Source organism: Catalinimonas alkaloidigena, from assembly GCF_029504655.1.
In the GTDB taxonomy this organism is placed as follows: domain Bacteria; phylum Bacteroidota; class Bacteroidia; order Cytophagales; family Cyclobacteriaceae; genus Catalinimonas; species Catalinimonas alkaloidigena.
In genome coordinates this window covers 7,211,421-7,237,006 of sequence record NZ_JAQFIL010000001.1, presented here as the reverse complement: position 1 = coordinate 7,237,006, position 25,586 = coordinate 7,211,421, and the positions used below count along the sequence as shown (strand labels likewise).

Sequence of the window (25,586 nt, the reverse complement as noted above, 5' to 3'; positions counted from 1 at the left end):
TATGGGATATGTAAAAGCAATTCTGCTAAGTTTTAAGGATAAAGCAGGTAAGCAGAAAATAACAATAGAATACCGTCACCCAGGTAAACCACCAAGATTACGTTTTCCAACTAATTTCAAGGTTTTTGCAAAAGATTGGAATAAGGAATTAGGTATTTCAAAAAATGATGAAAGCCTTAATTCTTTTTTACGTTCTGAATCTGATCGTCTGGAAAAAGTGAAAAAATCTTTACTGAATAAAGGTGTAGAACCTACCTGTTTGGAGATGGAAAAAGCTATCAAGTTAGAAAAAGAACAGGCAGAAAAAGTAAAGAGAAGTGAAGAGTCAGAGGAAGTAATTTTGAATCAAAAACTTTTGGATTGGTGCGACATTCATTTACAAAATATTGCTAATTCTAATACTAGAAAGTCAGAAAAGAATGTACGGAATTACATCGAGTCTTTTGATAAAGATGCTAGATTAATTGATGTAGATTTTGATTGGCTGGAAAGGTTCTATAACCACATTTCAAAAGGGTTAGATAAGATAAGTACAATTGAAGCGTATATGTCAAGACTTGGTAGAATCTTCAATACTGTAAAAAAATATAATAGGAGAAACAGAAAAATTAAACAGTATGTGACAGAGATAAAAGAAGATATTCAGGATATAAAACCTGTAGTTCTATTTGATGAAAACTTTGGTTGTGACTACGCTATGTTTCTTGAACTATTTCAATATGATGGATTTTCTGAAAAACAATCACATTTACGAGTAACTAGAGATCATTTTGTCTTAATGATTGCAATGGGTGGACTTAGGGTACATGATTACTTAGCAATAAAGCAGGATGATATTAGAAAAGAATTTCGCATGGTCGATGGTGAGGCAAGAGAAGTTTGGGTGTTTGACTACTTCGAACATAAGAATAAGAAGCAACATAAAGATATTCCGATTTTAGGATATGGTGTAGAAATTTTAAAAAAGTATGATGAAAAACTACCTCCTAAAAAACCTGCAAAGGATATAAACTTGCAGCTAAAAAAAATTGGTGAATTATTAGGCTGGACACATGAAATAGAAGTCAAATTCTACGATGCAGACCGAAATATTAAGAAGATAGAAAAGAAAAGGATGTGCGATCATATAACATCAAAATGGGCACGAATTACAAGAGTTAGTATAGATGATGAATCCCAGATTGATGAAACAATAAGTAGGCTTGCTACTGGACATCGATCAAAAGCTAGAAAAAGGTATCAGTACAAGAGTACACTATCGATGATAAAAGGAAACGAAAAGCATGAAGAGATATATAACTCCATAAAGAAAGCTGAGTAATGAAGGTAAAAAAGGTAATTAAAAATTTTGAACTCACTTACTTCACTATTTATTCTGCAAATGAACATCTTGATAATATCAAAGCTTTACAGCTTTTAGGGAATGTCTATATACAATTTTTTCGTGCAGAAAAGTATCGTGAATTTCTTATAGAGTTCATTAAACATTATAATTCATTATTTGAAATCTTCGATGTAGGTGATTCCTATGAACAAAAATCTTGGAAGATCAGAAGCTTTGTTCACAATCTAGCAAAGTACTCAGATAATTATTTTCTCGACGAATACATGGAAACTGCTGCTATGCTAAGAGATATAGAATTAGAAAAAGATCCTGAGTTCGTTCAGGAAATAGTAAGCACTTATGATCCTACCCATAATTTTTATATAAGCTTCACAGAAATATTAAAAGAAAAAAATTATGGTATCAAGAGCATTAATACTATTAAGAAATACGTCAAAAAACTGAATATTGAAGTGTTTGATGAAAGAGGTTATCAAAAAGGTAAGTTCATTACTCACAACGATTTGAAAAGAATACTTGAAGAAATGGTTAAATAATTTGTATTATTCAAATAGAAAATATAAATTTATATTACATAGTTAGTTAAACATACAATTTTTAAAGGTCCGGTATCGTAGTTTGAGCCGGACCTTTTTTTATTATAAAAATATAAGTATATATCTCTATTTATTCTGAGTGAAAATGTAAGTATATTCATATAGTTATTTTAAACACATCTCAGAGAGAAGGCTAGTTTTTCTAACCAGTTGAAACTAGCCTTTTCTATTTTATGCGTAATTTGAAGGATTCCAGGTGAAATTACTCCACCCTGATTGTATATAATTCTTGATTCCAGAACTACTATCATTAATCAAACTTACCACCATTTTTGTAACTCTTTCAGCATTTTCCCCTCTTCCAAAGTGGGTTTCATCTGTGCCCGAAGGCGGATAATCAGGTGAAGCAAAATCATTTCTTACATTATTTTCTCCTGCAAAACCGAAAGTTGCAAAGCTTAGTTGTTGTAAATCCAGATACGTTACACTTCCACCAGTATGACCTGTAGCAACTTTTATAACCTCTTCGTGATAAGGATCATGTGAACTTGTAATTTCTCCATTACTGAAAATCATACGTTCAACAGGTGTTACCAAAATTGGAATAGCACCTCGATTTCTTATATCAGTTACAAAGAATTCTAAGTTTTCCCTGAACTCTGAAACCGTTGTAGATTTTGTAGTCGAATATTTGTCGTTATGTCCGAACTGTATAATACAATAATGACCTGTACTGATTTGATTTTTGAAGCTGTCATAGAACTGAGATTCATTTCTAAAACTAGCTGTAGATTCTCCACTATCAGATTTGTTAATCCAGGTCGCTTCAGGTCTTAAATAATTTTGAAAGTATTCCCCCCAACCTGCTTTTGCACCTGTAAGCTTCATTGTGCTATCTCCCAAACCCCAGATGGTTGTCTGATTCAGGGTTGTAGTAGATGCATGATCATAACAACCTATGTCAAAAGGTGCTGAAGAATCCTTTCCTTCATAATCCTGATCATACCCAAAACTTGATACATCAAAACCTGTATCAATTGCTTGACTAGCTGTAGATTTTAAATGATAATCTCCTGATGAAGTATTAGTATAGTTCTCAAAAAGAGTTGAAAAGTTACTGACTGTTACATTGTTGCTAGTATTAAGAGAACCATTTGTAGTACCATTTTTTAGGATATTATTTCTTGCTGTAGCACTTCCAGGTCCGTTATGTTTTATGTCGTAATCTGCACCATCACAGATATTGTTATACATAAATACCTTATCCCCGTTTCCTCCTGCTGTATAAGTATCCAACGCATTTCCTGTGATTTTTAGAAGTGTATTGTTATACAGATCATATCTTTCAATACTTCCTGAAATTTTGATTCCTGAATTCTTAGCACCTATTACAAGACACCCATAAATCTTCCCCCGAATATTATTATTATTCGTAATACCGAAACCGTTGCCAGAGCTATTTTCTATATCATGTACATAAGCATATCTTACGATTACATCTCTTCCTGAAATCCCTTGTGTGCCTCCCTGCTGACTATCATAGTTCCCTGATGTACCTCCTGCTTTAATAGCACTTCCTGTTCCATTTGCAGGACTATAAGCATGAGTATATTCATTAATAAGATTCCAGGCTGCAAAATGGTCTACTCCATCCTGATCCCAACCTGAAATAGTGTTTTTTCTATAAATCAGACCATGATAATTTCCTCTAAGTAGTCCCATGCAATCACGTCTAGTAATTAGACAGCGATTATATTCTACTAATCCCCCAAAAACTTCATGTCGAGGTGTACCATCCGCTTTTAGCCTGAACCCCCAGTTATCTGTAGAACTCCTTATTCCCCAGTTGAATCTTTGACATTCGTTATTATATACATAAGGATTATGACAAGCATTTGCAGGTCTACCTATTAAAATACCTTTACTTGCACTATTATTAGAACTATCTACAAAGCAGTTGCCGACAATCGGATCGACACAATAATCCATCATCGTAATTGCTTCTCCACCTCCGTTATCACAGTCGATATGAATTGCATTTACATTTATGTAATCCTTATCGATGATGATTGAAGTCCCATTTGTTTTCAAAAACCTTTGCTGATCAGGGGTTGCTACACCAGTACCGGGACCTCTAGCATTATTTGAGCCAGGATCTACATCACCTTCGTTTCTGACTACAGGTTTATTACCAGTGCCATATGCAGACAATGTTATGTAATTATTTGCTTGTCCGTTTCTAGGGAATCGTACTGATTGAACAAATGTATCTCCCCTTCTGAGTAATACATAATCACCTGCTTGAGCATCAGCTAGTGCTGCATTTGGCCAACGGTAAGGCTGATTAATATTATTAGCTTGTCCTGAACCATCATTGCCGTTACTTGCTACAAAATACACATCACCTGTACCGTAATACGTACTTACAGGATTGTTAATATTTTCAATTTTCTGATATGCTAACTTTCCATCCGATGCTGTTGCATTTCCGATTTCCTGCCAATACAAAACTGATAATTCATCCCAGGGTAACAGATGATCAGTAAGAGTGAATACAAGTCTATTTGTATTACTACCTGATGCTAAGTTTTTTATTCTTGCAGAACATTCAAGTAGCCTGAAACCTTCAGAATTTGTAAGGCTAATTGCTCTGTCAAAAACTAGTTCTATTTGATGTGCAGAACTTCCCGTATCAAGTACATTTACCTGTTGTAGAACAGCTGTAGAAAAGCCATTTGTAGTATTTTGAACCGGATTTGTTCTAGCAAATTTTACTGCTGAAGGTGTTGTACCTGCTGAATTACTATCTTCTAATCTGTAGTATTTTAACTCATTATTCAATAAGGGTTCATGCACATAACTTGTACTTTGTAATGTGAATGAACTCCCATCATTGCTCGATACAAGTGTTGAATAATTTTCACCATCCGAACTAACTTTTATCGATCTATTAGTGACATTATCAGGTGCAGAATCAAAACTAAGTGTAATCTTATTTTGACCACCTGTAGCGTTCAGGGAGGGAACAGCAGGTTTTTCTACTTCATTACCTTCCCCTCCACCTGTGCTACCAGATACATTTTTTCTTATTAGTTGCTGTATCATTACACTGTAGCTTGTCCTGACAGGTAAGGGTGTCCTGTATTTAATGTAGTAGCTGCTGTACCGTTTCTATAAATTGAATTCTGGATTCCGTGACGATGAACAAGACTTTCACATTTGCGTAAATATTCATCTGTAGGATTATGTGCTAGTATCCATTCCATTCCCAGCACATCTATATCACCACCACCTCCGATTATTAAATCAGCAGTAGAAGCACCTCCAGAACTTAATCCTGATCCGTTATTAGTCGTACCTGCTGCATTGCTGCCTGCATCATATCCTCCATCTAAGATTCTTGCTCTGTCTTCTATCGCTGCTGCTCCAGGCTGAAGCCTGAACACTGTACAATAATTTGCAGGAGCGATGTTGTCAGGTGAATTATTTTGACGTGTTAACCAATTTGCTTCACCATCTGCCAAACTCAATTTTCTTCTGTTACTGTTTAGTCTTAGGGATGTACCTGCACTTGTTCCGTTTTGCTTTGTAAGAATTTTATTGTTAGGAAGTGCTGTAACAATTCTACCTATAAAAATCAGTGCCCAGTGATCACCTGCGGTTTGCTGATTCACGATTGAATCAAACACATTCCCAAAATTCAGGAAGTCCTGATTATTGAAATATACAGCACGTGTAGAACCGTATGATACTAATGAAGGTGCATCTACAGTTTCTAATCCTGAATAATTACCTACCTGTGAAGCCCACCTTTGAACAATTCCAGATCCACCACCATCTACCACACTTTGCGTAGGGTTCTGGGTATCTTGGTTACTGTATGTTCCTGCTAGAGATGTAAGCCAAATTTTTGTAGTTCCTGAATCTGCTGAAGGAAGCCACAGGGAAGGTGCTGAACTGTTTATGACATAATAAGGAGAACTTACAGTAGTACCTGTTTTGATTCCCTCAGTTGCTACAGGTGTTATTTTACCACCCAGTATTTTATCTGCTAAACCTGATGCTGCTAGTTGATGAGATTGTGAAGTAGATACAACACTTTTTGTAGCAAGTACAGGTGCATCATTTCCATCATTATCATATGTGCTTAACTCATATATATGAGTACCAAGTGGATCATTTTCAGCATCAGTAATATCAGCTTGAATAGTTACTACTTCACCTTCCTGTATATTCCCTGATATGATTACATTTGATGCTACAGGTGCTGTATTAGTTATGAAGTCAGATCCTTTTACATAGCCGTATGTATCTGCTGAAATTGCTCTTATTCCTGCAATTGCCTTACCATTCTCATCTATTTTCAGATGATTGATATTGTCTTCAATTGTGACTGCTGAAAAATCAAAAAATACTTCACCAGTACCAGATACTTTATCAAGCCAAAAATTAAAATCTTCATCTAATCCTTCACTAACTGTTATTATAATGTCAGAACTGTTAGTAAGCTTAAGAATCTTATTGTGATACGTAGATGAGTTTCCGCTAGTGATTGTTATATCTGTAGTAATTCCTGAAGTATACCCTGCTGATGTTGATATATCATTCAGTTTTGTGCGAACATCTGAAGAAAGCTTACTTTCTATTACTGAATCATCGAGAATCTTTGCAGTGCTTACAGAGTTATCGAGTAGATATTTATTTACACTACCTTCCGCTAAATCGTCTGTATCTTTTGCAGCAAAATCAGAATCAAAACCTGTATAAGTACTTCCTGTCTGATTCAACTTTGTAACTACATCAGCACTAAGTTTTTGCTCAGTGATTGCTGCATCTTGAATCTTTCCTGTACTGATTGCATCTGTTTGAATCTTGCTACTTGATACTGCATTAGTTGCAAGAATTGCAGCGGAAACTGATCCGCTTTGCAGCATTGCATTTGTAATCGAGTTGTCTGGAATGTCAGTGAGATATGAGAGTGAATTCCAAGCTGTAGTACCATCCCCAATTTTTAGTTTTCCTGAATCTGTTTCATATCCTGCTTCACCGCTATCAAGCACCGTGTTTGCAGCTTGCCACTCAGCAGCTGTAGATTTTCGTAAGATTATTTTTGTTGTTCCTGAGAAAGTCAATATTGTACCTTTCTCATAAATAGTGCTGAATTAGTAGATAGTATTTATTATAAATTTGGATTCTTCAAATGAAATTATATGATATTAACTGACAAATTAAAAGCTGAAATAATTAGAGAAATAAGGGTTTGTTCTGCTAAAGAGTTAGAAAGTTATTTTACATTTTTGCCAGAATTTATTATTGAAATAAGAAATAAATGTAAAGAAAATGCTAGTAGACTTGAGCGTCGCAGAAATATGGTAGCTCTAAATGAAAATATTATTGAAACTCATGTAATCAATGAAGGGTTACATGAAATTTTTGAAGATTATGAGATTTGTTTATTTACACTGAATGAAGTTGAAAATGAAATGTCGAGAAGAAGACTATAATTATTTCTAAGTATTCAAGTCATAAAAAAACCTCCCCGAAGTCGTGAGTGATTTTATCGGGGAGGTTAGGTCACACAAGCAATTATAAATAGTTACGTTTTCACTTTTTGACGTAGATTTCTGTCAGAATTTGTCGATGCTCGTAATTAATCTTATTACTTATATAGAGATTGAACATTAACAAAAGAATGATTATCTGTAGAAGTATTACTTTACTTTTCATCCTGCCAACAAACTTTTCATCGCTTCTAATTTCATATTTGCTTCTACAAAATCTTTCTCAACAGCTTCACGTGCTACGTATTCTTTGCCGTTGATCGTTAATTGATCAGGGAGTTCTTCAAGATTAAAATCATATTCTGATAATTTTTTAGGTTGAATGTTTTCAAGTGCTTCAGAAACTTTTGGGTTGATTTCGGTATTGTAAAATTCGTCCTCTGAGGATTCTTTCCAGTCGTGAGTTTTGACAAAATTGTGGTACTCTACACTTAATTGATCTGCTATAGCATTGCCTTGCGTCTGATTGTAATACAGATTAGTACAAACCTTTTCCATCACTTTAACGTGAACACAGAGCCCTAACTTTTCATCATAGAAAAAGTCATCATGTCTATTGTACTTTGACGTGATGTTTGTTTGATACCAGCGTTGTTTATTTGATAGATCATAGCCAATTTTTTTGTATACGCTGTCGGCTGTTACGTATAGATCATCTGCTTTGATTAAGAATTCTAATCTGTTATTCTGATAAGTTTTCATCTTTTAATATTTTCAAAAAAAAGCTCTGTGGGAGATGCATAACCCAACAGAGCAGTACGACGTCGAAGTCGGAATTTCATTAAGTTTGCATCTTTATTATAAATAGATGCACTTCAACCTAAAAACTCTATGTGAGGCGAAAAACACCTTAAATTTTTTATAACTACCTGATAATCAGTTAGAAAAACTTATGCCACTGCCAATTCTTTTTGTTTTTTAAACTCTTCTACCTCATCAACTGGAGCACGTAGATTTATAAATGCTTGTTTCATAGCAAACTTTTCATCACCTGATATATATTCATCCTGATCAGATGTTAACCTTCGTATAAAATCTTGACATTCACCTAATCTTTCAATAAGCAATTGCTTAAACTCACTGTCTGATACATCATATTTTTTTACTTTATCTATAAAACTCTTTTTGCTTTCCACAGGTACGATACCATCACTAGGTTTTTCATTAAATTTTGCTACAGTTTCAGCAGGTACTATATCTTTTACTCTCCAAATTTTATCTTCAATCTCTTCAGGATTATGGTTATCAGATATAACTTCAGTACTTAGTGAAGGGACTATATTGTATTCGCTAAAAGCTTTCTTAATAGCATTCTTTACAACTTCTATGTGATGTTCAAGACATATTACACTATCATGAATAGTTGTAAAAAACATGCTCTTATCATGATCTAGTAACAAATTACATACTATATCAATAAAGATATTAGCTTCTGCTTTTTGCATGTTTAAAGCCAAATTACGGGGACCTTCTTTCCTACTAGTACCACTAGTTTTATGATATTCTAAAACCTTGTAAACCGTAGGAAAAAGCTTCTGAAATATCATTTCAATCTTACCTCCACCTTTAGAATAGAACTCATTGTAAAAGATGCTACTGAAGCATTTCTTCTTAAACTCTGATCTATTATCATCTGTAAGCTTATACCCTACTTTATCGGCAATATATTCATAAAACCTACCACCTTCGGTAAGATTTTTATACAGGAGTAAATCACCATCGATTTCAATTCCCTGCCTATCTGCAAACTGTTTGATCAAAACATTAAAAATTAATGGCTGCGAGTTACGGCAGTCAATACTGAATAACCTAGCTTTTTCATCAGGTAAGTACAGGAATTGACGAAGGCTTTTAGACAGGGAAGTTAAAGAGGTATGTACTCTATTATTAGCTTTACTACGGCTAAAATCTGGTAGAAAGTATATTTTATTTACAGCTGCATATTGTTGCTCAAACTTGCCGTATCTGTCTGCTAGATCCTTATCGATACGTACCTGATTAGTTAATTCCCCAGACAGATAATCATCAACTGATATACTATACTTTTTCTCTAAAAACTTAGTAGCTGCATTCGCATCAATAGAAAGGCTATTCAAGTTCATTCTATTAGCAGCTAGATAAGGGATTGAACTATCAAATAGGTTATCTTTCCATTTAACAACTTTAGAGAACATGTAATCATCTACAATTTCTATCTGTCTTATCTGACAGTAACGGTATTGTTCTGTAATCCTATATGCTTTAGCACGTTTACCAGGAATGTATTTTACATTAGTATCCTGTTCAATTATCCCATTATCTTTTAGGTAATTCAGGATAAATGAATAGGGCTTTTTATTGTCAAAACTCTTTAACTTACTACTTCCTAACATATCTTGTAAAAGCTCTGACATTAACGGTATATAATCGTAATGCTCGTACTTTGTAGAAAGTATACGGTTTACATTAAGTAAATGGATAGGGTAAAGAAAGCGATCCTTATAGGGCTTCAGATTGTCCGGTAGGGACTGATTAAGAAAATTGATTATATCTCTTTGCGCAAAGAAATAAAAATCATTATTAAAGCTGATTTGCATTCACACATTTTTCTGCAAGGCTTTTATGGACACAGCATTTTTTTAGGTGAAAAAAGAACTCAGAAGGGAAATGTGTGAGAAACCTATCTGAGTTCTTTTAAAAGCTTTCACTAATAAATAGACGATCCCGAAAAAGAAAAGGTTATTAATTTAATATTAATTTTTCTCTTAGATATTGGTTCTCATAGTGATTGTATAAAATCTTTGAATATTCTCTATGTTCAGGTTTAACAAGTAACTGAGAACCTTTCAGATAATTATGTATACCCTCTCTTCTTAATCTTAGAGAGACTTTATTTAATATTTCTTTATTGATCATAGCATTTATATATAAATACAAAGATAACTCTTTATATAAGGAGTAACAATTACATATACTAGTAAGAGTATATATATACTATAAGAATAATATAATATTTAATAAGAAGAGATACCTACGGTATATGTAGGTTGTATTTTAATATTTGAGAAAAAATACCCTGATACTACCAAAAAAAGGCTTTTTATAATTCTTTTATATTTTCCCTACTATGTAGGTTGTCTTATTTGACACTATGAAAAGTCATATAGAAGCCTTTTCAATAACTCCCTATTATGTAGGTTGTCTAAAGGTTGTGAATATGAGCTATTATTAGATACCCTATTATGTGGGTTGTGTGGACTTTAAAAAAAGTTGAAAAATGTTCAGCCTAAATCTACAGTTATTCAGTACAAATCAGCGTACCTTTTCTAAAAGATCCCTTCCCTTTTTCCTTAACAAAATACTGCAAAACTTGTTAGAATTCCTGCCAAATCTTGTATAGCTGATTAATCTTTAATGTTGGCCAACTCTGAAGGGAGACATATTATTTAATTAAAAAGTAAAATTTATGATTTACACAGTTGCTTTAGTTTATTTTCATATCAATCAGTATGAAAGCAATAATTTAAAGTGGGAATGTTATTTGACTAAGAATTTACCCTCTATTCCTTTTAATGCTATTAACATGTTATCATATAGTATTGACCCATCTTCAACTGATGATATTTGGAATACTATACAATCATCACTTCAAGGTAGAAACGTAAATAATCCTACTAAGGAGAATGATTCAAGATTTGTAACAGTTTATCAAATACCATAAGATCAGTTGCTGATTTTATAAACCTCCCAGATTAATCACGGGGAGGTTTTTTTATACCCAAAAATGGGTGCTGCCAAAACTTTTTTTAAAATTTTTTCAACTTTTTTTATACTGGAAATCGAAAGATATAGTGGAGAAAAAATCCAATATTGACTATTTGTCGACTTTCGGATTCATTTACCAAAAGTTTACTTCTAGCGCAACAGTAAAAAACGACAAACCTGCGTTTCCTGAATGTATTCACATATCTCAAAATTTTTAATTAAAAATTATGCCGATTTCTGGAAAAACAACGAGATTTTTTTAATTAAAAAAAGAAGAAAAGTACAATTCAATTAGCTCATATATCAAAAATAATTGATATATAATTAAAATAGTTCTAACAACGCTTACTTGACAATTACCGTTAGACCTCATACATTTACATTATCAATTCAGCAGAATAATTAACTAACCTTCTATAATACTACCTGCAATAAATATGGGATAACTGTATTTCTGCGACATGGAAATGGTGTGTATTTACGATATTCTAGAAGTATCTAAGGACTTTATTTATTAATATATTTTTTATCAATTTAAATTTTAATTATCATGAAAACTGTAGAAAACAGATTTATCGAAGACAAAAAAGTATGGACACTCGGGGAAGCTGAGAATCATTACCAAAAAAATTATCCTGAAGGCGAAACTGAGATAATGTATTTAGTATCATCAAAAAATAATTGGCACGAAGATATTTACCTCTCTATATCAAAATCATACGACGAAGCCACAAAAGTTGACGAAAGGGATTATAGGAGATTTGTTAACGCTCAAGGAAATGATGTTAATTGGGATTTAGAAGATGATAACGAAAATCAAATTAGCTTCTATTTATCAGATGATGAAGATATAGAATTATTGATAGAAAAGATTGATGAGTATGAAGGGCTTTTTGCTAGCACTATTAAAGAGATTTTTTATGAAGATGAATATGAAGAATTTAGCTTAGGTGGCAATGGACATATAGTAGATAATCTAATCTTCAACATACCTAAAAAAGAAGTTAAATCTAGAATAATAGAAAAGTTCTTGCCTAAATTTTCCAACGAATTATTTTTAGTAGATGGAAGATTTGTAATGCAAAAGCCTGATTTTGATGGCGAGTTCATTTCATATGAAGAGTTAACGAAACTTGTCAGGAATTTAGAAATTGATTCTAGCCAAAGTTATTATGATTGGTGGGATAAAAATGAACCAGAACATATTCCACGTAACCCTGATATTATTTATGCTAATCCAGATAAGAATCATAAATCATATGATGAGCTTAGTAATAAATGGGAGAAGAGAATAAATAACATCCAAATATCTGGAGACTATATTACTCTTGATGAAGTTACCTCAGAGTTTATTTCAGATGCTATATATGCTCACAGATTTTTATTAAAAAGATCCTTTTCAGAATTGAGAGAAAGAATTGTTGAGAATGGTTTCTACACAAACCTCTTTGAACTACAATTCGATAATATTGCATATATCTATTCATCATTTGAAGAAAAGGGTATGATTGAGAGTTGTAATGATCTCGTAGTACACGTATATCATATTTATAATGAGGTTACAAAATGATTAATTATGTATTAAACATCGCAGGTAAGGTGCATCAAATATGTGTTGATGTAACAGACATTGAAAGTAATGGACTAGGTGAATATCTAGTAGCAATCGGACTTCTGACAGAGAGTTATCCGTATGCAAAAGGTTACACTATAATATCACGGTCATGATGAACGGTATCAATATATTAAACTCTGATCTACTATTCTATTTGTCCTTCTTCAAAGTGAATACTCATTTACATATGTCAAACATATCTACAGATATAGAAGAGCATTATACTTTAGAAGTAATAGTAGATATTTTAGAAAAGCTGAAGACAGGTATCATGAATTTTGATCAGGAAGAATACTTTTTTCTATCAACCTTTTATGAAGAGAATTTTGTAAACCTCAATTTGAACTAGCTACTATTTATATTAAAAAAGTAAAGGGTGATGCCATTAAACTTTTTATCCCAGACCGTTCAAGTCTGGGTTTTTCTTTGCAGTCTAATAGATTTTTTTGTGTGAAAAAAAGTAATAATTCACTATAATAGAGTATTATATCACTAAACAATTTTTTCATGTCACAGAAAAATTTACCAGTCACTTATTTTTTTCATTCAGATGACACACTTTCTACGAGAAAAAAAGTGTATAATGAATATGTTAAAAAGTACGATACTCAACTCTTTATGATTGAAAATAAAGAGAAATCACCGAAAATTGTGACTTTTAGCAATACAGAAGAAGAGTATAAAAAAGCTGATGGAATTTTTATTGGTGATTTAATAAGTTAAAAGGATTCCCTTATTATCTGTCTTTTCTACTTGAGTATTACGATGTAACTACTCATTTCAAGAGCATTGTTTTTCTTTTTGAATACCTACCATATTTGGAAAAAAAAGGAGATAATGTTTACTGAAAGATTTGCAGAGTTTTCGCTCGATGAGAAAGTGTGGTTTATAAATACTAAATGCACATTCATAGGAGAAAGGACAGGTAAATTATATGTGTACTTCTTGTACGAATATAATAAACAGTATTTTGAAGTAGCATGGGAGATAAGCACAGGGGAACCGGTAGGTGTAGATATTTTTGAGAATGCTGATAGACTACGATCTTATCTGAAAGACATTAATATAAATGAATTGATGCGTATATAACGAGGTCAAAATTTCTTTTTGGCTTTGGCATTTGAATATTCGTTTTTAGGTCCCTCATCATTATTTGGTGGGGGATTTCTATTTATAGGTGATGGAAGAAACACTACAGGAAAAGAAAATATTATTAGCAGATGATATTCAAAGTATTCACACTTCAAAGGACCTATACAAGCTTGAAGACTTAGCAAATCTGTATAAGGTAACAGTCAGTACTATAAAGTATATACAAAGACTAAGTAATACAGAAGTAAGCAGAATGAGTAGTCTTGTAGTTAATAAGCATCAATACATATATACAGAAGACACTCCTAAGACTACAAAATCAAAACCTAAAAAAAGTTACTACAAAAAGAAGAAGCCTGAAGAAAAGAACTATAGAAAATCTTCTATATCTGATGACAAAATCAGGTACATAAGAAAGAATCCTGATCAACTTAAAATGCGAGAATTAGCACAATTACTAGATACTACAATATCTGCTGTAGATGCTATAAGACAAAGAAGAACTTGTAATTATGTATCTGAAGAAGGATCTATATATAGACCTGATCCTCAGGAAATTGAAGATATTAGAAACAAGTCTGTATACAGTCAAAACACTAGACGTACACTTACACCTTCTCAGGTACTAATTATAAGAAAAAGCAATCAATCAGATATAGCATTAGCTGAAAAATACGGAGTTAGCTCAGAAACTATAAGAAAAGTAAAAAGAAGATTAAGCTATAAACATGTAATTGATAATGAAAAAGTAATTCTACCTGATTCAGCATTAAGTGATGACAAAATCCGGTACATTCAATTTAATTATGATCAACTCACTATAAATCAGTTATCAAAACTTTTCAAAATTTCTATCGGTGCTACTAAGTATGCTAAACAAGAAAAAAAAGTAAGTGAAGAAGGTCCCGTATATATTCCTGATCCTAAAAAGGTAGAAAACATTAAAAAGAAGTATCCTAAAAAATCTAGTAACTCACAAAAAATATTCTTTACTCAGGAACAGATTCAGGAAATGAAAAATAGCGGATTATCTGCAAGAAAATTGGCAAAAAAATACGGAGTATCAGGTACTACAATTAGAAAAAATTTGGGAATGAAATAATTAAAGAGTCAATTGACTAACCCTACTCATAGGATAAACAGTAGTTCTTTCCTGATCAGCATCGTAATAAAAGAGGTAGTTCTTAGTCTTTCCAATATAGTAACAGGTACTATCGGATTGAATCAAATGCTTACCATCTAAAATGAAAAAAGTGGATTGGTATAGATCCCTTTCCTTTACACGATCAGCTTTAATATCGGCATTTGCTTTAATTAAATTAGTTATTAGGATAATTATTACAGAATATATTAATAAATTTTTTGTAGGGTTTAAATGTTTATTTCCCTTACTGATCAATATTATTATCACACTAAAGAAAGCAAGGTTTAAGTAAAACCTTTCTTCACTTTCAGATTTATTATTGTAAATATAGATAAGTGATATCCCCATTACTATTAAGTATAATACAAAAAAAAGGTAATCCGAATAGGATATTATCCACTTGTATTTTAAATAACTTTTATTAAAATAATTAGTATTTCTTGTTTTTATATTGTTATTATATTTATTTTTTTTAAAAAAATCGTAAATGAATGCTAGTAATAAAAACCCAATTGAACTGGAGATTGTTATTATATCATTGAAAAATAGTATTAATATTTCTGATATTTCTAAGTAATCAATTATTAAAATTTCAAAATTATTGTAATAAGAAATTTGGTTGATAGTGCCAAGTATGATTAAAAGACTAGTAATTAAAGGTATATATTTTATTAAGTAGTCAGCAAGTTTTCTCATCTATGGTTCAACTGGATTAATATCTTATTCAAAAGATATTGTCTTTAAAATAAAGGAACAAATCACCCCAAAAATTTACCCGTAAACTTGCTTAACTCCCTCCCCTTTCAACCATCCCCAACACTTCTATTTACTACGAATTATTTCGTAATATATTGTTGCAAAAAGTATTTATATCGGAATAATACAATCCTGCAGTAATTACATAGATCACGTTATTTGTGCAATATCATCTATTATGTTAAATACCATTTTGAATAATTGCCTTGTTGCCAAATTTGTGTTAGGAGATTAGCAAAAGAATAAAATATTATCAGTAAAAAGACTTATCAGATTTTATAATATTTGGTTTAAATAATCCTAAGTAACTTTTTATTCTAACGATTAAAGTATTTAAAGGGAATAATTCTAACGTGACACTTAGATATTGTTGACAGTCATAAGTGTTATATAATCGTTATGACAACTATACATAATTCTATTCACAGTACAATTCCTACAAGATTTTCCTTACTGGATTCTGCACTAGAACAGTCTAATATTTCACTTCCTGAATCCTTTCTATTTACATAAAAAGACACTTGCAAATATTGCCGTGTTGCAATAAAATTTTATGGAGGAATTACAACAACAAAATCAGGACAGATACAGGTTTGGGGGAGGTAGACAGAGTAGTGATATAGTTGAACAGAGAGCGCACTTTGTAAAGGAGTTACTACTATCTAATATCAATCAAGTATCAGAGATCACAACAGCTGTGCAGAAGCAATTCGGGGAGATTTCAGATAGAACTATACGCTATGATATAAGGAGAGCAAAGGATCTTATTAAAGACGAGAACGGTCTGGATATAGGGTATGTATTTGGTTCTGATCTTAAGAGGTTGGAAGACATGATAGTAAAGCATATGAATGATTCTGACTATCGACAAGCACGTGAAGCAATGGATAGTAGATGGAAGCGAATAGAAACGATTGTAGGAAAGAATAACACTACTCTGATACAACAGAACATTATCAACAATACTCAATCTGAAGATGATACTATAGACCTTTCCCAGCTACCTACAGATATGCTTATCAAGTTACTAGGGGAATCAGCATCCAGCAGCGATGACAATCAAACTTATGAAGATGCTGATGTAATTGACAACGACTAAAAAGGTTACTAAAAAAAGGGTAAGTAAAAAGGATGTACAGAGGGAATTATACAAACGTTCTTTTCACACATTTTTTAAGGATGCTTTCAAAGTACTAAGAGCAGATATAGAGTATGTAGACAACTTTCATATCAAGTTCCTGTGTGATACCCTTCAGGAAGAAATCGAGCGAATGATAGCTAAGAGAAGGAAGGAAAAAGATATCTGTATAAATGTTCCTCCCCGATCTACAAAGACATTAATCATATCTGTAATCCTTCCGGTATGGGCATGGATAAAAGCACCTTCACTTGATATTGTAACTATCTCTTATGCTGCTACACTTGCAGAACGTAACTCTCATGAAAGTAAAATCCTGATAGAATCCCAGTGGTTTAAATCGCTGTTTGGTGATCTATTTCAGATACGACAGGATCAGAACAGCAAGGCAAACTACATGAATGATAAGGGAGGGACCCGTAAAGCTGTGGGTATTGAAGGTGGTATCATGGGCTTTAATTCTGATATAACAATTCTGGATGATGCTCAGGACAAAGATCAAGCAAACAGTTCTATCTATCGTGAAAAGGTTAATACCCAGTTCTCTGAAACTATTGCAAACAGGTTAAATGATCCCAGATATGGAATTATAATCAACTTACAACAGCGGTTACATCCTTTAGATTTATCTGGGTATTTGCTGGAAAGGAATCCTGAAAGATGGTATCATATTAATCTTCCTGCTATATGTAATGATAGCGTTACTCCAAGTCACTTAAAAGAACATTATGTAGATGGTTTATTCGATCCTGTACGATTAGATCAGGGTATACTGGACTACTACAAAAAGGAATTAGGTACTGTAGGATTCTCAGGTCAGTACATGCAAAACCCTGTACCATCTGAAGGTATCATTTTAAAAAGATCATGGTTCAAAGTAATCAGTACAAAGGAGTTTTACGAAATCGTTGGAGAAAAGAATTACTCAGTAAACTTCACCTGTGACTTAGCTTATACCAGTGATAAAAAGAATGATCCCAGTGCCATACTTGCATACACCAGTATCAATAAAACCATATACGTTTTTAATGTGGCAATTGCTTGGAAAGAATTTGTAGAGTTGAAAAAATGGATAAAGGAATTCTGCATGAACAATAGGTATACAAGTAACAGCAGGGTTTATATAGAAGGTGCAGGTCCAGGTAAAAGTATGATCTCTGAGTTACAAAGGAATGATGATGCAGGTACACGTTTGAATACTATTGAATTAGATAAACCCAGAATATCTAAAGAAGCTAGAGCAGTAAGTAAGTCTGCATTTATCGAGTCCGGTGGTGTTATATTGGTAGAAGGTCTATATGTAGATGACTTCTTAAGTGAGGTTTGCGGATTTCCTAAAGCACCACATGATGATAGACTTGATACACTGTTATTTGCAATTGATAAATCTAATAGTAGTGGTGTCTGGGATTTCCGTTTTTCATAGGTTTTATATGGTCATTGTGGTACATGACTAGTTCACGATTCTTATCAAAAAAAAGGTAGAACCATTCCCATAAATCTTTAAATGTTGAAAGAGAACCATCATATGAAGTATATTTCTTATTTGTAATTAATTGAGTTTCTAAAATAGCCGTTAATATTCTTATGTGATCAACCTCTAAATGAGAAGATAAAATCAATAATTTTTGGGTGTTGACTTCAACCCGATTAATACAGTCAAGAATTTTTTCTCTAAAAGTATTTTCTGGAATTTTATATGGTGAGTACTTTCCTAGTGAAAACATACTACCAGTTCTTTCATCTGGCTTAGAGTTTTTACATAATCTGTTAATATCATCTTTACTAACCTTAGCCAGATCATCTAGAGAAGTAGGAACATTTAATAAATCTTTGAAGAGGTTTTCCCCTCTTTCATTTTCTTCAATTGTAGATAAGTGTAAATATCTGTACACGTCTAAACCTGCATGATATATTAGAAAATTTCGGTGTTGGATCGCTTCGTTTAACTTTAATCTATCTTTCCTTTCTTTCCGGTAAACAACAAAGTAGTAAAAGATAAAACTTGCTATATAAGCCAGTGCAAGATTGGATACTATCCTACCAGTTTCATATCCATATTTCCAAGTCTCTGGACAATCAGATAATACCGTATCAATTAAAGCAACTGTCAAAAAGCAGACTATAAACCCTATAAATAACTGTTTAAATTCTTTAGTATGTTTCAAGTTTGGTAAAGGTTGTTGAATCTTGAAGATAGCTATTTATATAAAAATGGCATCTTGAAGAAAATAGAAATCAATAATAAAAAGTATTCTCTCCCTACTAGCTTAGAAGAAATAACTATTCAACAATTCTTAATTGTACAGGAAATAATCAGTAGTGATGAAAGCAACCTTAACAAATATTTACAGATAATCAGTTATCTATCATCCATCCCTGAAAATATTTTACGTGATACAGGTACAGAACTGGTGAATCCTTTATTAGAATCACTTGATTATCTTTTTTCAGTTGACATAGACAGTTTTGATTCTATTACAGAATTTGAATACTTAAGTGAAACATACTATGTCAATCAGGACTTTTCCAGTAGTTGTTTTGGAGAGTATATAGACTATGACAACTTCCTGAAAGAACACGGACAACTGAATAGCATCCCTTATCTACTTGCAGTGTTGTGTAAACGTGAAGGTGAAAGCTATGGTGATTACGATGCAATGCAACGTGCTGAACACTTTAAAAATATTCCCTGTATCACTGCATTATCCATTGCCAGTTTTTTTTTGTCGAGAAACAACGATTTGATTCTGAATACCCTTTACTCTTCAATGCTACAGGTTCAAGTACAAGACAAGATCGAAGATACTCGGAATTCGCTTCATCAATGGGTTGGTACGGGACAGTGGTTTCGATTGCAAAAGAAGATGTTACGCAGATATCTAGTGTACTTAGAACGAGCATTTCAGAAATCTTTTCCTTCTTAGTGTACAGTATAGAGAAGGGAAAAATGATGAAGGATTTAGAAAAGATTACTAGAGAAGAGAGTCAGCAGTAAATTGTATTAATTTTGTCTATTATAGTTACATGTTGTAAGATTTAAGACAAAAACTGTAAGATAATATTACAAAATCTGACAGCTAATATTGATTTTGGAATAAATTTATACCACATTTACGGCTGTAATACGTTTGTAATACATACATAATGTTTGTCTTACACACTATTAAGAATGTCTATTAAAACAAAACAACCCCAAGGTAAAACCCAGGGGCTGTTCAAGATTCACGCTAGTCATCATTGTCTCGATATAGCGTGATAATTGATACGATCAAAGCTGCAACGTCAATTAACAGCTGTAGATCCTCATTAGTTAATTGTTCCATAGGCGGAATAATTTTAAGTTAAACAAAATTTAAATAGCCCAGCATGGTCAGAACATGTTGGGTTTTTTTATGGTATGGATAGAATCCTACCACATATCTTTTAAGCAATTCTATATTGCTTATTATTCTTCCTAAATACTAAAGCAAAAATTAAATATTTCATTATTGGCTTTTTATTAAAAACCTCTCTATTTGTCTCTAAACAAATGTGGTGATTTGTATCAAGAAGACAAAGTCGATTTTATGTTTTCAGGTCATCCGAATGTTCGTATGTTTAAATTTTATATTAAAAAAAAGTAATACAAACATCTGAAAATCAATTAATTATTCATTATTATATGTGATTAAGAATTTTTCCAAAAAATTACCTTCTTAAAATTTTGAAAAACTGATTGCTTTGTTATGTATTGAAATTATCTAAAAAATAGGTATTGATTTTATGCTTCCTAAATAAACTACTTTTGCTTTAATGAAACGGTAGCAAACAAACTCATTTCACCTATCTGCTATTTACAATAAAGTAGATAGCATTTTGAGCATTTCAGAAATAGTACAAGCATTTGAACAGATAGCTGATAGGCATAAGCACATTAATTCATTTTCATTCGGAGAGTCAGAAGATGAAACGATCTATGGTAATGATGTATATCCCCGTTGTTTTCTTGAGTTACCTTTCAACGTTGAGACAAATGAAAAATTTAAGCGGTATAGAATAGGTATGGTAATCTCACAACTCCCTGAAAGTTCCTCTATAACAGATCAGCAAAGAATAGATATTATTAGTGAGTGTGAAGATTGGGCATCGCAAATAATTTTTGAATTGAAGAAAAATAAAGCGATACAATTCAGTAATCCTTTTTCTTTTTCTTCTCTAATCCTGATCAATCACACAACAGATAGTTCATATGGAGTACGTGCAGAATTTGAAATCACTGTTCTAAATAAATCATGCGATTCAACAATCTTTCTTTCTGAGTAATGGCAAATAATTCTATACAACTATCTACCCAGCAGCGAATGATTCAGATGCTTTCTGATCTAGCTGCTAGCATTGAGAAACAGATAAAATTTGTGATGCTGGAAAAAAATGTACCGAAAAACAGTAGGCTTGTTAACTCTGTAAACTCAAGTTATAACCCTGATCAGTTCGAGTTGGCATGGTTCGCAAATTACTATTATGAATACTTATCCCAGGGAAGAAAAAAATTCACAAAACGTGTACCTTACAAAGCTTTACTAGAATGGATACGAAGATATAATATCAGACCTCGTGATTCAAAAATGTCTCAGAATCAGCTTGCTTGGGTAATACAGAGGTCTATTTATTTGAACGGGATTAGAGGAAGGAATTTTATACAAGCTGTCAATGATACAGCACAACGTACATTTGAAACTGCAATTGATGCTGATTTGCTTGATACAATTACAGCGGAATTAACACAATACTTTAACGAAAAATAATGGCTTCATATAGCACTAAAAAATACTTTTATAGAAAAGCAGATAATACAATAGATGCTGTTAACGTATCTGTTCAAATAGATGATTGTGATAACAATTGCGGATCGGGATCTACATATGAATGTTTACGACATTTTGATATTAGTGTATCATCTGGAGTAACAACTTATCAGGATGAAGGTATTCCTATTGATTTCAGAGAATTCTGGACTGTAGATAGTCAGGGAGATGGTAGCAGCGTTATAACTGGTGAAACCTACTTCAAATTAACTTATACAGGTAGTACGTTACCTCAGGATTTTTATAAGGTTTGCTACGAATACAATGATCCTTCTGAAATCACCAGAGAACATTTCTATCTTGATCAACAATCAATTCCTGAACCTGCATCTGAAATTACTATAGATAATATTGAAGTAACGGATGTATCATCTTCAGGTGCAACAGATGGTGCTTTAGCAATTTCAGCAAGTACAAATGTTACTCCTGATACTATTGAATACAGTATTGATTCAGGTAGTACTTATTTTTCGACAAGTGGGTTTACAGGACTTGCAGCAGGTGATTATGATGTTTTTGTACGAAATGTATCTGGTACAACTGCAAATGATACTGCTACGGTAGGTACAAGTTCAGGTACAACAGGTGATACAGGAACAACTACAACAGATAATATTATTGTAGAATCTCAACCTGCATTATTAACCGCTTCTGAGAATCCTATACTGGTAAGTTTGAGTTCTAAAATACTTGATGATACTCCTAGTTATTCCAAAACGGATATAACAGTTTCAAATAATATCAGTGATGGTGATTATATACAATTTAAAAGCAACAATATAGACATAAAACTCACTGCAAAAGATGATCCTTCATTTGCGGAATTCTTCACAACATCAGGAAACACTTTAGGAGATGTAGCTAATTCTCTGAGGTTCGCTATAAATGATCATCCTATTTTGAACAAGCTTTATTATGCAAATTCATCAGGTGCGACTGTAACAGTTACTAGCAAAAAAGTAGGTAGTAAATATGAGCTTATTCCAGGTGATACTCTTATAGATAATAGTACAGGAATTTCATCTACCCTTATTCAAAGTGGATCTTCAAAATTTGTAGCTGAAACAAAGTCAGATTACGGATACTATGTAAATATATATGTAGAAAATGAAGCTGATGAACTGGAGTACATTAAAACTATAGAACAACCTTATGTACTTCCTAGAAATCACTTTGACTTAGCCGGAATACTTAAGAATTATGTAAACACATATGTTCCCAGTTATCAAAGCACAGGATTCACTAAAAGTACTAACCATCTTAAAAAGTATGATTATGATTTAGGTGAATTGTACGCTAAATCTACAGGTGGGTATAAATTTCAATACCCTTTTGAAACTAGCGGAATTACAAAGTATGTATTGAATGCATCTTTACCATTACCTGTACAGAATACATTATCAGTTTATAATCAGGGACCTTTTCTAAGTAATGCACCTGATTTAAAGCCTGTACATTCGGAACAAAAGGATTATTTATATTTTGTTACTACCAATGGAGTAACAGATGTATCTATCAAATACAGATTTTATTTCTTTGATCATACTCAAACACAATGGAGAACACTAAGTACAGAATCAATTACAGGTAGTGGTGTATATTACTTTGAATCTAGTCCATCAGTATTTTCAATAAGTAGTGAACCAAAAAGCGTTTGGAAAATTGAAGTGAAATTACAAACTGGTGGTTCTGAATTTAATCAGGTACAGACTTATGAATTATCTGTAGAAGAAAGTGATACAGGTTTTGATGTCTTATTCCAAAACTCACTTGGTGCTTTTGAATCATTCCGTTTTGTAGGAGAAGTAACAGATTCAATTACTCGGACCGTTAGCAATTACAATAGAAGTTACTACGGTAAATTGTCTACATCTGACAGCATCACCAGTACTAAAAAGGTAGTTGTACAAAATGTGTATGAACTCAATAGCGGAATTGTCAGTACAGAAACATTTAATTGGTTAAAAGAACTAATTAAGTCATCACAGATATATATTAACAAAAATGATTCTTGGGTATCTGTTACTACTTCAAATGTCAGGTATGAGAAAAGTACTGATGAAGACTTCTATAGCATATCGCTATCAATAACTGAAAGCATTCCTGAAAATAGTATCAGTCAATAATGAACGTTCTTACTCTTATATGTAACAATACTGTACTTGATCTTCCTGAAGATTCATTGAATATTTTACTTAACAGGATAGTAGAAGATCTTAATAATCCTGAAAAACGTTTCAATGACTTCTCTTATACCTTCAACCTTCCCAAAACAAAGGTGAATAATCTGGTATTGAATTCTATAGATGATTTCTATGTGATAGATAAGTTCTATTCTGTTTTTGATATTACAGTACTCGTAAACTCTGAAAAAATACTTGAAGGAAATCTAAAAGTGAACAGTATTACAGGTGATGAATACGAAGTAGTATTATATAGTAAGTTAGGTTCTCTTAGTGATCTACTAGAAGAAAAAACGTTAAGAGATATAGAAATAGATCCTATTAGTTACAACTACGAAGCTACTATAAAAGCACACAATGAAGCAGGGTATGATAACTCTCAAACTGATTATCAATTTCCTTTAATCTTCTATAAAACCTTCTCTGTTGAGTCAGGATATACATTAACACCTGAACAAAATCAGTACGGTACTTACAGCAACATATATAATAGTTATGTAGATTCAGGAAATACAGAAGTAGTGAATTTTACACCTTACTTTTATTTTCCTCCAAGCTTCTATGTAGTGAATCTATTAAAGAAAATTTTGTCCGGTATAGGCTGGAAACTAAAAGGTTCATGGGCAGAAGATGCTGAAATAAACAAGCTTATTTTACCTTATGCAGGTAGTGCTGATGTATGGGAACGTGCTGATCAGTACGGTACTTTGTATTTACATGAATTCCTTCCTGATAATGTAAAACAGATTGATTTTATCAAAGGATTGATCAGTATGTTCAACCTTCAAGTTTTGGGGAAACAGAATACTTTGTATTTGGAAAGATATGATAGTTATATTCTCCCTTCTGAATATAGCTATAATATAACATCAAAGGTTTATGCTGATTCTGTAATAGAAAAGAGACTTGAAGATAATCAGAGGAATATTGCTGTAAACTTCAAGGAAACTGCTGATAGTTCCAGTACTCAGGCACTAAAATTCAACTCTCAGAACTCAGGGTACAAGGTTACATTACCTTTTAGTGGAACTATTTATAATCCTGTGTTTTGGTACAATAAAAGAAGTCTTACAGGTGCTGAAACATCTGCTAATAACAGACCTTTTTCTATTCCTTATATCACTGAACAGGAAAGGGTAAGTGAAGAAACACATTATTATGATGAAATTCCTGTAGCTGAAAATATGAGTTATGGTTCTGGACTTAGGATTTTACATTATGAAGGATTACCCACTATCCCAGACAGTGAGAACTGGTATTATCTCAATATGGGGGAAAGCGTTGGGAAAGTTAAAATGACATTTACGAGTAATTATCAGGAGAATTCTACTAGAACAAGTAGTACAGGTAATACTATAAATCTTTCATATAATTCTGCTGATGAAAATAACCTGTACAACAAATTTTACAGGTCAAAATACTTCAACAATGATAGAGGACATCTATTAGAATTTGATATGAATATGTCAGAAAAAGACTGGATAGAATGTCAACCTAATATCCCTTTACGATATAAAGGTGTAGATTGGAGACTTGTAGAGATACGTGCTTATGATCCTGTAGAAAATATTGCAAGTTTGATAGTTAAGAGAATCAGATAATATTCTTATACCCTTCTATGTCAG

At 32.5% G+C, this 25,586-nt stretch carries 21 protein-coding genes; 15 read left to right on the top strand and 6 right to left on the bottom strand.

Translation table 11 applies throughout. The features are described 5' to 3' along the window. Position 1 precedes the first annotated feature (1 nt). Together OKW21_RS29375 and OKW21_RS29370 are read left to right on the top strand one after the other, a co-directional pair. Entirely contained in the window at positions 2–1,321 is a 1,320-nt protein-coding gene (locus OKW21_RS29375; protein ID WP_277486765.1) for a phage integrase SAM-like domain-containing protein, read from the top strand. Then, on the top strand, positions 1,321–1,881 hold the full coding sequence (locus tag OKW21_RS29370; RefSeq protein WP_277486763.1) for a hypothetical protein: 561 nt from the start codon (positions 1,321–1,323) through the stop codon (positions 1,879–1,881). The genes OKW21_RS29375 and OKW21_RS29370 overlap by 1 nt, the downstream gene beginning before the upstream one ends. A 231-nt stretch (positions 1,882–2,112) precedes the next feature. On the opposite strand, the gene OKW21_RS29365 is transcribed toward OKW21_RS29370, so the two are convergent. Continuing rightward, positions 2,113–4,986: an SGNH/GDSL hydrolase family protein gene (locus OKW21_RS29365; protein WP_277486761.1), complete on the bottom strand. Its 2,874-nt coding sequence runs from the start codon at positions 4,984–4,986 to the stop codon at positions 2,113–2,115. Beyond that, positions 4,986–7,013: a hyaluronate lyase N-terminal domain-containing protein gene (locus tag OKW21_RS29360; protein WP_277486760.1), complete on the bottom strand. Its 2,028-nt coding sequence runs from the start codon at positions 7,011–7,013 to the stop codon at positions 4,986–4,988. The genes OKW21_RS29365 and OKW21_RS29360 overlap by 1 nt, the downstream gene beginning before the upstream one ends. A gap of 78 nt (positions 7,014–7,091) precedes the next feature. Here OKW21_RS29360 and OKW21_RS29355 point away from each other — a divergent pair, with 78 nt between their 5' ends. Further along, positions 7,092–7,385, top strand: coding sequence for a hypothetical protein (locus tag OKW21_RS29355; protein ID WP_277486758.1), 294 nt, complete (start codon positions 7,092–7,094; stop codon positions 7,383–7,385). A gap of 219 nt (positions 7,386–7,604) precedes the next feature. On the opposite strand, the gene OKW21_RS29350 is transcribed toward OKW21_RS29355, so the two are convergent. Then, positions 7,605–8,144, bottom strand: coding sequence for a hypothetical protein (locus OKW21_RS29350; protein ID WP_277486757.1), 540 nt, complete (start codon positions 8,142–8,144; stop codon positions 7,605–7,607). Between the two features lie 188 nt (positions 8,145–8,332). After that, positions 8,333–10,018 (bottom strand): hypothetical protein, encoded by a 1,686-nt coding sequence (locus OKW21_RS29345; RefSeq protein WP_277486756.1) that lies wholly within the window; start codon positions 10,016–10,018, stop codon positions 8,333–8,335. Between the two features lie 1,718 nt (positions 10,019–11,736). Here OKW21_RS29345 and OKW21_RS29340 point away from each other — a divergent pair. From OKW21_RS29340 to OKW21_RS29320, 5 genes are all read left to right on the top strand, one after another. Then, on the top strand, positions 11,737–12,756 hold the full coding sequence (locus OKW21_RS29340) for a hypothetical protein (protein ID WP_277486754.1): 1,020 nt from the start codon (positions 11,737–11,739) through the stop codon (positions 12,754–12,756). Between the two features lie 232 nt (positions 12,757–12,988). After that, positions 12,989–13,150 carry a hypothetical protein gene (locus tag OKW21_RS29335; protein WP_277486752.1) on the top strand — a complete coding sequence of 54 codons (162 nt, stop codon included), beginning with the start codon at positions 12,989–12,991 and terminating at the stop codon, positions 13,148–13,150. Positions 13,151–13,308: 158 nt separating this feature from the next. Next, on the top strand, positions 13,309–13,524 hold the full coding sequence (locus OKW21_RS29330; protein WP_277486750.1) for a hypothetical protein: 216 nt from the start codon (positions 13,309–13,311) through the stop codon (positions 13,522–13,524). 114 nt (positions 13,525–13,638) lie between these two features. Then, the gene (locus tag OKW21_RS29325; RefSeq protein WP_277486748.1) at positions 13,639–13,890 is read left to right on the top strand and encodes a hypothetical protein; all 252 of its coding nucleotides are present in this window, start codon (positions 13,639–13,641) and stop codon (positions 13,888–13,890) included. A gap of 91 nt (positions 13,891–13,981) precedes the next feature. Beyond that, entirely contained in the window at positions 13,982–14,995 is a 1,014-nt protein-coding gene (locus OKW21_RS29320) for a hypothetical protein (protein WP_277486746.1), read from the top strand. On the opposite strand, the gene OKW21_RS29315 is transcribed toward OKW21_RS29320, so the two are convergent. Further along, entirely contained in the window at positions 14,996–15,733 is a 738-nt protein-coding gene (locus OKW21_RS29315) for a hypothetical protein (RefSeq protein ID WP_277486744.1), read from the bottom strand. It lies immediately after the preceding gene. A gap of 613 nt (positions 15,734–16,346) precedes the next feature. Here OKW21_RS29315 and OKW21_RS29310 point away from each other — a divergent pair. Beyond that, on the top strand, positions 16,347–16,892 hold the full coding sequence (locus tag OKW21_RS29310; RefSeq protein ID WP_277486743.1) for a hypothetical protein: 546 nt from the start codon (positions 16,347–16,349) through the stop codon (positions 16,890–16,892). Continuing rightward, positions 16,879–18,357: a hypothetical protein gene (locus tag OKW21_RS29305; RefSeq protein WP_277486742.1), complete on the top strand. Its 1,479-nt coding sequence runs from the start codon at positions 16,879–16,881 to the stop codon at positions 18,355–18,357. The genes OKW21_RS29310 and OKW21_RS29305 overlap by 14 nt, the downstream gene beginning before the upstream one ends. On the opposite strand, the gene OKW21_RS29300 is transcribed toward OKW21_RS29305, so the two are convergent. Beyond that, positions 18,320–19,099, bottom strand: a complete 780-nt coding sequence (locus OKW21_RS29300) for a hypothetical protein (RefSeq protein ID WP_277486740.1) — start codon at positions 19,097–19,099, stop codon at positions 18,320–18,322. The two genes, OKW21_RS29305 and OKW21_RS29300, sit on opposite strands and share 38 nt — an antisense overlap. Positions 19,100–19,153: 54 nt before the next feature. Here OKW21_RS29300 and OKW21_RS29295 point away from each other — a divergent pair, with 54 nt between their 5' ends. From OKW21_RS29295 to OKW21_RS29275, 5 genes are all read left to right on the top strand, one after another. Then, a complete protein-coding gene (locus OKW21_RS29295) occupies positions 19,154–19,858 on the top strand; it encodes a hypothetical protein (RefSeq protein ID WP_277486739.1) in 705 nt (234 codons plus the stop codon). 931 nt (positions 19,859–20,789) lie between these two features. Then, positions 20,790–21,236, top strand: coding sequence for a hypothetical protein (locus OKW21_RS29290; protein WP_277486737.1), 447 nt, complete (start codon positions 20,790–20,792; stop codon positions 21,234–21,236). After that, the gene (locus OKW21_RS29285) at positions 21,236–21,718 is read left to right on the top strand and encodes a hypothetical protein (protein WP_277486735.1); all 483 of its coding nucleotides are present in this window, start codon (positions 21,236–21,238) and stop codon (positions 21,716–21,718) included. The genes OKW21_RS29290 and OKW21_RS29285 overlap by 1 nt, the downstream gene beginning before the upstream one ends. Further along, on the top strand, positions 21,718–23,904 hold the full coding sequence (locus tag OKW21_RS29280) for a hypothetical protein (protein WP_277486729.1): 2,187 nt from the start codon (positions 21,718–21,720) through the stop codon (positions 23,902–23,904). Before OKW21_RS29285 ends, OKW21_RS29280 begins: the two co-directional genes overlap by 1 nt. After that, positions 23,904–25,562 carry a hypothetical protein gene (locus OKW21_RS29275; protein WP_277486727.1) on the top strand — a complete coding sequence of 553 codons (1,659 nt, stop codon included), beginning with the start codon at positions 23,904–23,906 and terminating at the stop codon, positions 25,560–25,562. The genes OKW21_RS29280 and OKW21_RS29275 overlap by 1 nt, the downstream gene beginning before the upstream one ends. The last annotated feature ends 24 nt before the right edge of the window (positions 25,563–25,586 follow it).

Coding starts and splice junctions, on each gene's coding strand:
- OKW21_RS29350 (WP_277486757.1), bottom strand. CDS start 8,144: ATGAAAACTTATCAGAATAACAGATTAGAATTCTTAATCAAAGCAGAT.
- OKW21_RS29340 (WP_277486754.1), top strand. CDS start 11,737: ATGAAAACTGTAGAAAACAGATTTATCGAAGACAAAAAAGTATGGACA.
- OKW21_RS29370 (WP_277486763.1), top strand. CDS start 1,321: ATGAAGGTAAAAAAGGTAATTAAAAATTTTGAACTCACTTACTTCACT.
- OKW21_RS29345 (WP_277486756.1), bottom strand. CDS start 10,018: ATGCAAATCAGCTTTAATAATGATTTTTATTTCTTTGCGCAAAGAGAT.
- OKW21_RS29365 (WP_277486761.1), bottom strand. CDS start 4,986: ATGATACAGCAACTAATAAGAAAAAATGTATCTGGTAGCACAGGTGGA.
- OKW21_RS29320 (WP_277486746.1), top strand. CDS start 13,982: ATGGAAGAAACACTACAGGAAAAGAAAATATTATTAGCAGATGATATT.
- OKW21_RS29375 (WP_277486765.1), top strand. CDS start 2: ATGGGATATGTAAAAGCAATTCTGCTAAGTTTTAAGGATAAAGCAGGT.
- OKW21_RS29355 (WP_277486758.1), top strand. CDS start 7,092: ATGATATTAACTGACAAATTAAAAGCTGAAATAATTAGAGAAATAAGG.
- OKW21_RS29325 (WP_277486748.1), top strand. CDS start 13,639: ATGTTTACTGAAAGATTTGCAGAGTTTTCGCTCGATGAGAAAGTGTGG.
- OKW21_RS29315 (WP_277486744.1), bottom strand. CDS start 15,733: ATGAGAAAACTTGCTGACTACTTAATAAAATATATACCTTTAATTACT.
- OKW21_RS29275 (WP_277486727.1), top strand. CDS start 23,904: ATGAACGTTCTTACTCTTATATGTAACAATACTGTACTTGATCTTCCT.
- OKW21_RS29330 (WP_277486750.1), top strand. CDS start 13,309: ATGTCACAGAAAAATTTACCAGTCACTTATTTTTTTCATTCAGATGAC.
- OKW21_RS29280 (WP_277486729.1), top strand. CDS start 21,718: ATGGCTTCATATAGCACTAAAAAATACTTTTATAGAAAAGCAGATAAT.
- OKW21_RS29285 (WP_277486735.1), top strand. CDS start 21,236: ATGGCAAATAATTCTATACAACTATCTACCCAGCAGCGAATGATTCAG.
- OKW21_RS29335 (WP_277486752.1), top strand. CDS start 12,989: ATGTCAAACATATCTACAGATATAGAAGAGCATTATACTTTAGAAGTA.
- OKW21_RS29310 (WP_277486743.1), top strand. CDS start 16,347: ATGGAGGAATTACAACAACAAAATCAGGACAGATACAGGTTTGGGGGA.